Annotated in this window: 13 protein-coding genes; 4 read left to right on the top strand and 9 right to left on the bottom strand. The window is 56.0% G+C overall.

The features are described 5' to 3' along the window. Positions 1-71 precede the first annotated feature (71 nt). Positions 72-860: a MipA/OmpV family protein gene (locus APU11_RS18820; RefSeq protein ID WP_038419268.1), complete on the top strand. Its 789-nt coding sequence runs from the start codon at positions 72-74 to the stop codon at positions 858-860. Between the two features lie 129 nt (positions 861-989). On the opposite strand, the gene yajD is transcribed toward APU11_RS18820, so the two are convergent. Then, positions 990-1337 (bottom strand): HNH nuclease YajD, encoded by a 348-nt coding sequence (yajD, locus tag APU11_RS18815; protein WP_006808895.1) that lies wholly within the window; start codon positions 1335-1337, stop codon positions 990-992. A gap of 178 nt (positions 1338-1515) precedes the next feature. Here yajD and APU11_RS18810 point away from each other — a divergent pair, with 178 nt between their 5' ends. After that, entirely contained in the window at positions 1516-2541 is a 1026-nt protein-coding gene (locus APU11_RS18810; RefSeq protein ID WP_038419270.1) for an LLM class flavin-dependent oxidoreductase, read from the top strand. Between the two features lie 16 nt (positions 2542-2557). Here APU11_RS18810 and APU11_RS18805 read toward each other — a convergent pair whose 3' ends face one another. Further along, positions 2558-3595: an AI-2E family transporter gene (locus APU11_RS18805; protein WP_020688252.1), complete on the bottom strand. Its 1038-nt coding sequence runs from the start codon at positions 3593-3595 to the stop codon at positions 2558-2560. Positions 3596-4013: 418 nt separating this feature from the next. Between APU11_RS18805 and mdtJ the strand changes: the two genes are divergently transcribed. Continuing rightward, positions 4014-4376, top strand: coding sequence for a multidrug/spermidine efflux SMR transporter subunit MdtJ (gene mdtJ / locus APU11_RS18800; protein WP_029882799.1), 363 nt, complete (start codon positions 4014-4016; stop codon positions 4374-4376). Further along, entirely contained in the window at positions 4363-4692 is a 330-nt protein-coding gene (mdtI, locus tag APU11_RS18795) for a multidrug/spermidine efflux SMR transporter subunit MdtI (RefSeq protein ID WP_013096842.1), read from the top strand. The genes mdtJ and mdtI overlap by 14 nt, the downstream gene beginning before the upstream one ends. Positions 4693-4720: 28 nt before the next feature. Here the strand turns inward: mdtI and APU11_RS18790 are convergent, their stop codons facing one another. The 7 genes from APU11_RS18790 to puuR all read right to left on the bottom strand — a co-directional run bounded on the left by APU11_RS18790 (position 4721) and on the right by puuR (position 12774). Next, on the bottom strand, positions 4721-5539 hold the full coding sequence (locus tag APU11_RS18790; RefSeq protein WP_013096841.1) for a serine protease: 819 nt from the start codon (positions 5537-5539) through the stop codon (positions 4721-4723). 275 nt (positions 5540-5814) lie between these two features. Beyond that, on the bottom strand, positions 5815-6204 hold the full coding sequence (gene asr / locus APU11_RS18785; protein ID WP_013096840.1) for an acid resistance repetitive basic protein Asr: 390 nt from the start codon (positions 6202-6204) through the stop codon (positions 5815-5817). A 149-nt stretch (positions 6205-6353) separates the two neighbouring features. Next, on the bottom strand, positions 6354-7841 hold the full coding sequence (locus tag APU11_RS18780; RefSeq protein ID WP_058651535.1) for a carboxypeptidase M32: 1488 nt from the start codon (positions 7839-7841) through the stop codon (positions 6354-6356). 150 nt (positions 7842-7991) lie between these two features. Then, positions 7992-9263, bottom strand: coding sequence for a 4-aminobutyrate transaminase (gene puuE, locus APU11_RS18775; protein WP_045902912.1), 1272 nt, complete (start codon positions 9261-9263; stop codon positions 7992-7994). Between the two features lie 25 nt (positions 9264-9288). Then, entirely contained in the window at positions 9289-10569 is a 1281-nt protein-coding gene (locus tag APU11_RS18770) for an FAD-binding oxidoreductase (RefSeq protein ID WP_058651536.1), read from the bottom strand. Continuing rightward, positions 10566-12059: an aldehyde dehydrogenase PuuC gene (gene puuC / locus APU11_RS18765; RefSeq protein WP_038419277.1), complete on the bottom strand. Its 1494-nt coding sequence runs from the start codon at positions 12057-12059 to the stop codon at positions 10566-10568. Before puuC ends, APU11_RS18770 begins: the two co-directional genes overlap by 4 nt. Before the next feature lie 157 nt (positions 12060-12216). Beyond that, on the bottom strand, positions 12217-12774 hold the full coding sequence (gene puuR / locus APU11_RS18760) for an HTH-type transcriptional regulator PuuR (protein WP_013096835.1): 558 nt from the start codon (positions 12772-12774) through the stop codon (positions 12217-12219). Positions 12775-12799 lie beyond the last annotated feature (25 nt).

Genomic DNA, 12799 nt, shown 5'->3' with positions numbered 1-12799 from the left:
CTTAACACTATCCCGACTATTCATTGATTTAGCCAAATCATACTGCGCACAACGTAAAAGTGGAGACCAGTATGATAGCGAGAAAAAAAGCCCTGTATATGACCGTTCCGTTTCTGATGACGGCAGCATCCGGCGTACACGCCGATGAGGCACAAACGTCTTCCGACTATTTGACGATTGGGGCAGGAGGACGCTATGCGCCTCGTTATTCAGGCTCTGACAAGCAGGTATGGCAAGGGGTTCCTGTTTTACAGGGGCGCAAAGGTGCATTCTTTATTGATGCGCAGAAAGGCATTGGATATGACCTGCAAAATGACAGCGGCGTGTACCTTGAACATACGCTGGGTTACGACCTGGGGAGGGCGGACGAAAACGCCAGCTGGCGCGAGGGAGCAAATAATCTGAAAGGGATGGGAGAGATCGATACCAGCCTGAATACCGGGCTGGCGGTCGGCTGGCAAATCACTTCCTGGCTGAGTGTGGAAGGCAAAGCGACCCTGCCTGTAACGGACAGTCAGGGGGTAAACTACCAGGCCTCTGTTACGCTGCTTCCTCTACAAACCAGTCAGGACACGATTGCTTTTCAGTCTGCATCCCTGTTTGGCGACAGCCGTTACCTCAATACCTGGTATGGCGTCAGTCAGCAGCAGAGTCAGCGCTCCGGTTATAGCCGTTATTCAGCGCCCGGTGGATTCTACGGTATAGACAGCAGCCTGACATGGAGTCATCAGTTCGATACCCATTGGGGCACGGTACTGAGTGCCGACTACACCTGGCTTGGGGAGCATGCAAATAACAGCCCGATCGTATCGCGACGTAACGAAGGCGCTGTCACCGCCGCCATCACCTGGACATTCTAGTGTGGAGGTGAGAGATGCGATCTTCCTCGGCGTAGCCGGGGTAATCATTACGGCCATCTATGTCATTACCTGGTACGTCTATGTATACGGGTGAACAGAGCTGGCCGGAGCGAGAAAATTCCTGGAAGATTATTTCTTCTTGTTCATCATCGCTTTCAAATCAGCAAACGGATTAAAAGTGGCCACACCCACATCTTTTTGCGCGTCTTCTCCCGCGACAACGGTGGTGCCGTACTGATCCGCTTCGGTGTACTTCGAGTGTTCATGATCGTGGCAAAACAGGCATAACAGCTCCCAGTTACTGCCATCTTCCGGGTTATTGGTATGGTCGTGATCGATATGGTGAACCGTCAGTTCCCGAAGGTTGGAATAGACAAATTCCCGTGAGCAGCGCCCACAGACCCATGGATAAATTTTTAATGCTTTTTCACGGTAGCCGCTTTCCAGCCGCGCGTAGTTTTTAGGGATCAGAGCCATTGCCGGTTTTACCTGCCAGGAAAAGAGTGAGCGAAATTATATCCCATTATGGAACGCATTAGCGATCTGCTCAGGTCAGTCAATTTATTTGACGCTTTCCGTTAAATAAACGGCATTTATTGTTGCCCGGTAATGCGTAGAGTAGAAGAAACGCAACACATTCTCAGGATTACCCCTTATGAAAAAGATCGGATTTTTATCATTTGGTCACTGGACGCCGTCGCCACAGTCCGGTACCCGAACCGCAGCGGACACGCTGCTGCAGTCCATCGACCTGGCCGTGGCCGCTGAAGAGCTGGGTGCCGATGGCGCTTATTTCCGAGTGCACCACTTTGCCCGGCAGCTCAGCTCGCCGTTCCCCTTGCTGGCGGCGATAGGCGCAAAAACCAAAACCATCGAAATCGGTACCGGCGTGATCGACATGCGGTATGAAAACCCAATGTACATGGCGGAGGATGCCGGGGCGGCGGATCTGATCTCTGGCGGGCGTTTGCAGCTGGGAATTAGCCGCGGCTCGCCGGAGCAGGTGATTGATGGCTGGCGTCACTTTGGCTATGTCCCGCAGGAAGGGGAAAACGAATCGGATATGGCGCGTCGTCATACCGAGGTGCTGCTTGAGGTGCTGCGCGGAGAAGGGTTTGCGAAACCAAACCCGCAACCGATGTTCCCGAACCCGCCGGGTCTGCTGCGCCTGGAGCCTCATTCCGAAGGTTTACGCGACCGCATCTGGTGGGGTGCCGGTTCAAATGCAACGGCGGTCTGGGCCGCAAAACTGGGCATGAACCTGCAAAGCTCAACGCTGAAAGACGATGAAACCGGCGAGCCGTTCCATATTCAGCAGGCAAAACAGATCCGCGCGTATCGTCAGGCCTGGGCTGAGGCGGGCCATACCCGTCAGCCGCGCGTGTCGGTGAGCCGCAGTATCTTTGCCCTGATGGACGATCGTGACCGGATGTATTTCGGGGCCAGCCGCAACGACAGCGATAGCGTGGGCTATCTGGATGAAAAAACGCGGGCGATTTTCGGGCGCAGCTATGCGGCAGAGCCCGACAAGCTGGTTGAACAATTGAAGCAGGACGACGCGATAGCCGAAGCGGATACCCTGTTACTGACCGTACCGAATCAGCTTGGTGTGGACTACAACGCGCATGTGATTGAGTCGATCCTCAAACATGTGGCGCCAGCAATGGGCTGGCGCGAGTAGGTAAACTAACGGTTGCTCAGCCTCTGTGACTCATATCGCTCAGCAGTACGGCGATACTTTGCCCGCCCGCCGTCTGCTCAAGCGCAATCTTGACGATGATGGTCAGCGGAACGGAGAGCAGCATGCCAACGGGGCCGAGCAGCCAACCCCAGAATATCAGGGATAAAAACACCACCAGGGTCGAAAGCCCGAGCCCGCGTCCCATCATGCGCGGTTCAAGAATGTTTCCGAAGACCAGGTTAATCACCAGATAACCGGCCAGCAGAATCAGGGCATCATACAAACCGCTGAAAACCAGCACCTGCAGAATAGGCGGGATGGCCGCCAGCACGGAACCGATGTTGGGAATATAGTTAAGCGCAAAGGCGAGCAGTCCCCAGACGAACGCAAACCGCACATCCAGCGCAACCAGCATGCCCCAGACAACACACCCGGTGACGAGACTGATCGCCGTTTTCAGCACCAGATAGCGGGAAACACTGTCCAGTGCACGCTGAATCGCGCCCATGCCTTCCACCGGCCGAACCATTATATGCTGTAGTTTGGCAGGCAGTTGCGGCACCTCCAGCAGCATAAACACCACGGTTAAAAACAGCAGGAAAATAGAGGTCATGGCGTTGGAGAGCTGCGCCAGCAGGCTGGTGACGAGGGTCATGGCTGCGTTGGGATCGATATACTTCAGCAGTTCCTCAACGGAGACCTCAATGCCCGCGCGCTGCAGCCAGGGTTCAATCTGCAACAGCGGTATCACCAGCGACGAGCGGTATTTCGGCAGCGTGCGCGCCAGTTCATTCAGGGATGTGCCCAGATAAGCGACCAGCAGCACCATCGCGATAATAATGATGCTGATGAGCAGGGTGATCGCCAGCACGCGCGGTATGCGTATCCGCACCATGCGCTGAACCAGCGGGTTAAGGATCACTGCAATAAACAGCGCCAGAATAAAAGGCACGATAATATCGGCGGCAAAACGAACGCCCGTCAGGATGATCACCAGCATACCGAGCATGATCACAATCTTGAGGCCGTTCAGGGTAATGATGGGTTTAGCCATGGCAATTCCTGCGTATTTTTTTATTTATAATAAAGGCGAAAGGCGTTTAATAAACTAACCAAAATCAAACGGCCTCGGTAAAGAATTGAAAAGACTTTGAGTAAAATCCTGGCTTATGGTACAAATTTAGCGTGTTTAACTACCGAGGACAATTTTGATCCGCAAAGACGAGAAGCAACACCGCGGATAATTGTAATTTTATGGACAATTTGTTCAGGACGTATTCTTCAAACCATACTGCTGTATTCTCCACCTCTTTCTTCCTTCTGTCCGGTGAGCAACACTGGCGCAACGCGCTATAGTCACGTCTTCTGCCTGAGCTGGCGCCATGCGCTTAGCTATCTGATTTAATTTCCTTTTTTGGGTTTGCTGTTCGCAGCGAGCCGCGATGGATTATATTCTCAAGCAGGAGAAAAACATGTTTTACTGGATTTTATTAGCCCTGGCTATTCTCGCTGAAATTACCGGCACGCTGTCTATGAAATGGGCAAGCGTCAGCGATGGCAATACCGGTTTTATTTTAATGCTGGTGATGATTTCGCTTTCCTATATTTTCCTCTCGTTTGCGGTGAAGAAAATCGCGCTGGGAGTGGCTTATGCCCTCTGGGAAGGTATCGGTATTTTGTTGATTACGCTGTTCAGCGTTTTGTTATTTGACGAAACCTTATCAACAATGAAGATCGCCGGATTGACGACGCTGGTAGTCGGGATTGTGCTGATTAAATCGGGTACACGTAAACCGACAAAACCGCAGAAGGAGCAGACCCATGCAGCAGTTTGAATGGATCCACGCGGCCTGGTTGGGGTTCGCCATTGTTCTGGAAATTCTGGCGAACGTGTTTCTGAAATTCTCTGATGGTTTTCGCCGTAAAGTTTACGGTCTGATGTCGATTGCCGCTGTGCTGGGGGCGTTTAGCGCCCTGTCTCAGGCGGTCAAAGGTATCGATCTGTCTGTAGCCTATGCCCTGTGGGGCGGGTTTGGTATTGCCGCGACCCTGGCAGCAGGGTGGGTGCTCTTCGGCCAACGGTTAAATAATAAAGGCTGGATCGGCCTGGTATTGCTGCTGGCCGGTATGATTATGATAAAACTCGCCTGATGACGTCAGGCGAGGCGGCGCTGGCCTGTTATTGTGCCAGCGCTTCCAGCTTGTCGCGAAAACCGGTCACCGAGAGAGCACGGTTATCCGCGCGCCATCTGTCTTTGGCCGCCGGGGCCGAACTCTGCACGCCAATCAACTGCCAGCCGTTATCCGTTTTCAGCATCAGCGGTGAGCCGCTGTCGCCCGGTAACGTATCGCACTGGTGAGAGAGCACGCTGTTTTGCGCCCAGCCGGTCACAATGCAGTCGGTGTGGGTATACAGCGTATCCAGATGATCGACCGGATAACCGGATTGCGTCACCTTGCGATCGACGGCTTTCAGCGCGGCGGTCAGCGCGGCTTTATCGCCATCAAACAGGGGCAGAGGAGTGATACCAGAAGGCGGGTAGCGCAAAATGATGAGACCGAAATCCCAGGAGGCCGCAGCGGGCGGGACTATCCAGCCGTCGCCGTCCGGTTTCAGGCGCTTACCCAGCGAAGGGTCAACCCGGCCTTCAATCCCGTGAATTTCATAGCGCCACATCCCTTTCTGAGACACAAATCGCAGTACCACGGCTTTGTCGGGTTTGCCGTCCGGCGGCGTCAACAGGCAATGGCCTGCGGTCAGGGCAAGCTGAGGGGTAATCAACGTGGCGGTGCATAAGTTACCGCTGGCGGTTTCCAGTTGCCCGATGGCATCCCACGGGGCCTGGGTAGGATCGGCGACACGCGTACGATCATCATGACCGAAAAACAGCGTTTTAAGCTCTTTCGCGCTAATGGTGTCATCATCACCATCATCCGCATGCGCGAATCCAGAAAAAAGAGCAAACGTTCCCAGTAATAACACAACAGATTTACGCATATCACACTCTGGTGGGGTAATTATGATTATTAAAAGTGAACCCTATGAAAATACTATAGACGGGACAGCGCTAAAGTGGGAGTAAAATCAGCGTGCTACGATCAGGAAAGATAAAACTGGCTTGCGATGAGCGCGCATAAAATAAGCAGAATAAGGATCAACTCAAACCGATAGCGTCGCAGCATACGCCCTCCGGATAAAAAAACGGCGCTGTATTGAAAGGTTCAGCGCCGGTTTACCAACGTGCCCCGAAGGGCACGGTTTAGCTTGTACTCTTACGCAGCTGGCTGAGCAGCTGGTTTAGCAGCTTCGTGTTTTACTGCTTTTTTGTGATGCTTTTTAGCGGCCTGAGCTTTCTGCTCTACAGCGGGTTTAGTCGCTTTTTTGTGGTGCTTTTTGGCGGCCTGTGCTTTCTGCTCAACAGCAGGTTTAGCGGCGTCTTGTTTTACGGCTTTTTTGTGGTGCTTTTTAGCCGCCTGCGCTTTTTGCTCAGCAGCAGGTTTAGCGGCTTTGTGATGTTTCTTGTGGTGTACCGTTTTTGCCGGTGCAGCGGTGGTTGCAGCAGGTGCAGCGGCAGCTGGAGCAGTTGCAGTAGTCTCAGCAGCGAACGCAGCAGAAGACAGACCCATAGCAGCGGCAACAACCAGAGCTAATACTTTATTCATGTTCATACCCTCGAATTTGGTTTTTCATTTAACCCCACTGCGGGGCCGTTGAAATAACTATATCCCTGTAAATTCGGGGTTTCCGTGAGTGATTGGTATCGGCGTGTAACCGTTTGTACAACGCCGGGGGCTTTCCCCGGCGTGGGTCATTACAGGTAACGCGAGGTCAGGTGTTCACGGAAGTAGCGGATATTCAGATCTTCTCCCGTCGCCTGGGTGATCAGCTGTGATGTGGTAAACCGGCTGCCGTGTTGCCAGACGTTCTGGCGCAGCCAGTCAAACAGGGCCGACAGATCCCCGTCAGCGATAGAGGCCTGCAGACCTGGCAGCGCCGTTTTCGCGGCATGGAACAGCTGCGCGGCGTACATCGCCCCCAGCGTATAAGACGGGAAGTAACCGAATCCGCCGTCGGTCCAGTGGATATCCTGCATACAGCCGTTGCGGTAGTTGTCTTTGGTGGATAACCCGAGCCACGCCTGCATTTTCTCATCCCACAGGGCCGGGATGTCCTCCACCTCGATATCGCCATTGATCAGCGCCCGCTCAATCTCATAGCGCAGCACCACGTGTGCCGGGTAGCTCACTTCGTCGGCATCGACGCGGATATAGCCCGGCTTCACGCGCTGGTTCCAGGCGATAAAGTTCTCTTCGCTAAACGCCGCCTGGCTGCCAAAACGGGCATGAACGGCAGGGAGGAGATGTTTCAGGAACGCCTCGCTGCGGCCAAGCTGCATCTCAAAGAACAGACTCTGGGATTCGTGGATTGCCGTTGAACGCGCCAGGGCAACGGGCTGACCGGCCCACGCGCGCGGCAGGTTCTGTTCGTAGCGCGCGTGTCCGGTTTCGTGGATCACGCCAAACAAGGCGCTGAGGAGTTCATCTTCGTCATACCGCGTGGTAATGCGCACATCTTCCGGCACGCCGCCGCAGAACGGGTGCGCGCTCACGTCCAGACGACCGCCGTTGAAATCGAAGCCGAGCATCTTCATGGCTTCCAGCCCCAGCTCACGCTGCGTTGCCGTCGGGAAAGGGCCCTGAGGCGGAACGAAGGTCTGCCTGGCCTGCTTGTCGACCACGTTTGCCAGCAGATCCGGCAGCCACGACTTCATGTCGGCAAAGAGCACGTCCAGACGCGCGCTGGTCATGTCTGGCTCAAAAATATCCAGCAGCGCATCGTAAGGTGAGCAACCTTTTGCCTCCGCGCGCAGACACGCCTCTTCACGGCTGAGTTTTACCACCTCTTTCAGATTGGCGGAAAAGCCTTGCCAGTCATTGGCCGGACGCTGGGTACGCCAGGCGTGCTCACATTTGCTGCCCGCCAGCGATTTGGCTTCCACCAGCGATTCCGGCAGCAGCGAGGCCTGCTGATATTGACGCGTCATTTCACGCAGGTTGGCCTGTTCGACGTCATTCAAATCTTCACCTGCCGCTGCAGCCAGCCATTCACCCACTTTTTTGTCGGTCAGGATCTGATGTTGCAGGACGCTCATCTCCGCCAGCGCTTCACCGCGCGCGGCGCTGCCGCCGGGCGGCATCATGGTGAACATGTCCCAACTGGCGATGGAGGAGAGGTGCGAGAAGCGGGAGATACGCTGGAAGGTTTTCACAAGTGACTGATAGGCGGATGTTTTTTGCAATTCTTATTTCCTCTTGCCAGGGATGTGTTTCAGGGAGCATACAATGAAACAGACCAAATTCCCCAGCATTTCCCACACGGAGGAAATCTAAGCCGATCTCCGCCGTTGAAACCGTCTCCGGAATGCCGGGAGACGGTTTTCGGTGGTTACTTAGGTCTTATCACGCATAACCTGTTGCAAGATCGCCAGCGCCTGGGTGAACTGGGCATCCGGAATGGTCAGCGGATAAAGGAAGCGGATCACGTTGCCGTACTGGCCGCAGATCAATAACAGCAGGCCCTGGGCGAGAGCTTTTTGCTGGATCGCCTGCGCGATGGCGGCCGAAGGTGCACGGCTCTCGGGATCAAAAAACTCCGCCGCAATCATCGATCCTCTTCCCCTTATCGCCACGAGCGCAGGGAAGGTGCCCTGAATCTCTTCCAGGGTGGCTTTCAGTCGATCGCCCAGATGCCGGGCGCGGGCGCACAGTGACTCGTTGTCGATAATATTCAGCACCGCGTGCGCGGCGGCCACCGCCAGTGGGTTGCCTGCATAGGTCCCCCCCAGACCGCCGGGCGCCGGCGCGTCCATGATTTCGGCGCGGCCCACCACGCCGGACAGCGGCATTCCGCCTGCCAGGCTTTTCGCCATCGTCATCAGGTCGGGCTTGTCGGCGTAGTGTTCCATGGCAAACAGTTTCCCCGTACGGGCGAAGCCGCTCTGTACTTCGTCGGCAATCATGACGATCCCGTGTTCATCACAGATACGGCGGATGGCGGCCACCAGCTCTGGCGGGGCGACGTTGAAGCCGCCTTCACCCTGAATGGGTTCAAAAATAATCGCCGCTACCTGTTTCGCCTCAATGTCTGCTTTGAACAGACGTTCTATCGCCGTGATGGCATCCTGCGTCGTGATGCCGTGCAGCTCCGAGGGATAGGGCACGTGATAAACCGACCCCGGGAAGGGGCCAAATCCCAGCTTATAAGGCGCGACCTTGCCGGTTAATGCCATGGTCATATAGGTTCGACCGTGAAAGCCTCCTCCGAAGGCAATCACGCCCGGTCTGCCGGTGTGGGCCCGGGCGATTTTAATGGCATTTTCCACCGCTTCTGCGCCCGTTGTGAAGAATGCCGTTTTGGCCGGGCTCTGCACCGGAGCCAGCTCGTTAAGTTTTTCGGCTAATGAAACGTAGCTTTCATACGGCACAATCTGGTAGGCCGTGTGGGTGAACTGGTGAAGCTGTTTTTCCACTGCGGCCACCAGTTCAGGATGACGATGGCCGGTATTCAGTACCGCGATCCCGGCGGCGAAATCAATATAGTCGTTGCCTTCCACGTCGGTAAGCGTGGCATTCTCCGCCGTGCGGGCAAAGAAATCACACATTACGCCTACGCCGCGCGGGGTGGCAGAGAGTCTACGCTGATGAAATTCCTGGTTACTCATGTCAGATACCCTTTTGTCGAAACGCTCATACGCCAAGACGATCGCGCAGGCTGTAATACGCCGCGCCCATCGCCGTGAATGGAATCCGCAGGCTGCGACCGCCCGGGAAGGGGTAGTGCGGAAGGTTGGCAAACGCATCAAAGCGCTCAGCGTCACCGCGCAACAGTTCCGAGATCAGCCGTCCGGCCAGGTGGGTGCAGGTGACGCCGTGGCCGCTGTAGCCCTGCATGTAATAGATGTTTTTATCCAGACGACCAAACTGCGGCATGCGCGACAGGGTCAGCAGGAAGTTGCCCGTCCAGCGGTAGTCGATTTTGACACCGGCCAGCTGTGGGAAGGTTTTCAGTAGCTTTGGCATCACCAGGCGCTCGACATCGTCCGGATCGCGCGCGCCATAGACGACGCCACCGCCGTACAGCAGGCGGTTGTCGGCGGTAAGACGGTAGTAATCCAGCAGGTAGTTACAATCTTCCACGCAGTAGTTATTGGGGATCAGCGTGCGGACGACCGCTTCCGGCAGCGGGGCGGTGGTCACAACCTGAGTGCCGCAGGGCATGCTGCGTTTTGCCAGTTCCGGTTCTATCTTATCGCCCAGATAGGCATTCCCGGCGACGATCACGTAGCGGGCTGTCACCTGGCCATGCTGCGTGCTTACCACAGCCGGGCTGGTGTGCTGAATGGCGGTCACCGGGGACTGTTCATACACCCGCCCGCCGTTCAGGCGAATGGCGTCTGCTTCGCCGATCGCCAGGTTCAGTGGATGAATATGCCCCCCGCTGCGGTCCAGCAGCGCGCCGGTATAGCGTTCGCTGTCGACCTCCCGGCGGATGTCACTGGCGTCCAGCAACTCCAGCTGCGTATTGCCGTAGCGTTCCCAGTTGGCTTTTTGCTCCTCCAGCGTCTCAAGTTGCTTATGGTTTAGCGCCACAAACAGCCCGCCGGGACGATAGTCGCACTGGATCTGATAGCGCTGGATACGCTCCCGGATGATCTCCCCGCCTTCAAACATCATGCTTCCGAGGACTCTGGCGGCATCGGGTCCGTAGTTTTTCTCAATCACGTCGATATCGCGGCTGTAAGAGTTAACCAGCTGGCCGCCGTTGCGTCCGCTGGCGCCGAAGCCGATGCGCGCTCCTTCAAGGAGCACCACGTCGTAGCCCATTTCGGCGAGATGCAGCGCGGAGGAGAGGCCGGTATAGCCGCCGCCCACCACGCACACGTCACAGCTGATCGACTCGTTAAGCGTCGGGAAAGGTTCGTAAGCGTTCGCGCTGGCCGCGTAGTAGCTGGTGGTATGTTCGGTCATGATTGAGACTCCAGGGCAATCCAGATGGTTTTCAGTTCGGTAAATTTTTCCAGCGCGTGCAGGGACTTATCGCGACCGTTGCCGCTCTGCTTATAGCCACCAAAGGGTACGGTCATATCGCCGTCGTTATAGTTATTGACGAAGACCGAGCCTGCTTTCAGGCGGCGGCTCATGCGGTGCGCGCGGGAAAGATCGCGGGTCCATACCGCCGCGCCAAGCCCATATTCACTGTCGTTGGCCAGCGTTAAGGCTTCTTCTTCGGTTTTAAAACGGGTGACGACCAGCACCGGCCCGAAAATCTCTTCCCGGCACAGCGGGGAGGCAGGGTCGATGTCGACAAAAATGGTGGGACCGACTGCACAAGGCCATGCTTGTTCCCGCCCGTCCAGCAGCAGCGTACCTTTTCGGGTTCCCTCGCGAATAAACGTGTGGACGGTATCGGCATGTGCAGCGTCGATGAGCATGCCCATCGTGCTGTCAGGGTCGAGCGGATCGCCCGGCTGCCAGTGACGGGCCTGCGCTTTCAGCTTTGCCAGGACATCATCGGCGATGCTGTCTTCGAGCAGCAGGCGGGTACCGGCGATACAGACTTGCCCCTGGTTATAAAAAATCCCGGCGGCGGTTGCGCTCACGGCTTTGTCGAGGTCCGGACAGTCGGCAAAAATAATGTTGGCGCTCTTGCCGCCCGCCTCCAGCCAGACGCGCTTCATGTTGCTTTCTCCCGCGTCCTTCAACAACTGCTTGCCGGTACGGGTAGAGCCGGTAAAGGTCAGCACCTCGACTTCTGGATGCAGTGCCAGCGCCTGGCCCGCTTCGTGGCCGTAACCGCTTATCACATTCAGCACGCCGTCCGGCAGGCCCGCCTCTTTCGCCAGCCCGGCCAGCCGCAGGGCGGTGAGTGGCGATTTCTCCGACGGTTTCAATACCACGCTGTTGCCCGCGATCAGTGCCGGGCCCAGCTTCCAGCAGGCCAGCAGCAGCGGGAAGTTCCAGGGAACGATGGCCGCAACCACCCCGATCGGCTCGCGCACGATCATCGCCAGTTCGCCCGGCCCCGTAGGTGCCACTTCGCCGTAAACTTTATCCGCCGCTTCGGCGTACCAGCGAATGGCGCGAGCCGCGCCGGGAATATCGTCGCGCAGGCTGTGGCGGATGGGTTTTCCGGTGTCCAGTGTTTCCAGTAAGGCCAGCTCTTCGCCGTGGCGTTCCATTAAATCGGCGAGCTTATTGAGCACGGTCTTGCGCTGCGCCGGAGACGCCTGCGACCAGTCACCGCGCTCAAATACCTCACGCGCCGCCTGAACTGCACGGTCCACGTCCGCCTGCTTGCCCCGGGCCACGTTCGCCAGCGTCTGTTGTGTCGCGGGATTGACGGTTTCAAACGTGGCATTATCGGCGGCGTCACAATAGGCACCGTTAATAAATAACCGGGTCTCAATGGCGCTGTTTTTTGCTTTATCCTGCCAGTAAGTCAGGTGCTGAAAATGCATATTCACTCCTTTCTTTCGCAATCAGATAAATAAGGTCATGGCCGTTTCAGGCAATACAAAGCCGTGGGGCATCCCGGGAATTAACCCGTTGAATGCCGACATTGATCGTTTTTATTTGTCCCGGCGTAAGCGCACTTACGTCGGGACTGAGTGGTAATTAGAACGTGGTGGGGGTGTGGGCACTGATAATGCGGCAGATGCCTGCCGAGGTGTTGCTGAAGCTGTGCGGTATGCCGGTATTAATGGCATAGCTTTGCCCCGCAACCAGGTGATAAGGCTGGCCATTAATGGTCAGCACTATTTCACCTTCCAGTATCGTACCGATCTCCTCACCCTGGTGTTTGATCCTCTCTCCGGTCGTGGTTCCTGGCTGGTAAGTTTCAAAAATCATCGCCAGCGTACGGTTCGGATTTCCGTTATGAACCAGCTTCATCGAAACCCCCTGACTGCCTATTTCGATAAGGTCTTCCTGATTAATAACCACCTGCGGTTCATCAGGTTTTTCCGGTTCCGAAAAGAATTCCGAGAGCGACAGCCCATAAACTTTCAGCAGCTTTTGCAGCGTACTGATGGCAGGACTGACTTTGTCCTGCTCAATGGTGCTGATGGCACTGTGTGTTAACCCAGACAGTTCGGCGGCACGCCGCTGCGAGAGACCCAATTGCTGGCGGATCTCAGACAGACGTTTCCCTGGCGCCAGTCCGTCATCGCTCATAGTTGCATTTCCTTTACGGTAGTGG

Source organism: Enterobacter sp. 50793107 (assembly GCF_001463365.1).
Taxonomy (GTDB): domain Bacteria; phylum Pseudomonadota; class Gammaproteobacteria; order Enterobacterales; family Enterobacteriaceae; genus Enterobacter; species Enterobacter cloacae.
This window is presented reverse-complemented; position numbering and strand designations above follow the sequence as displayed.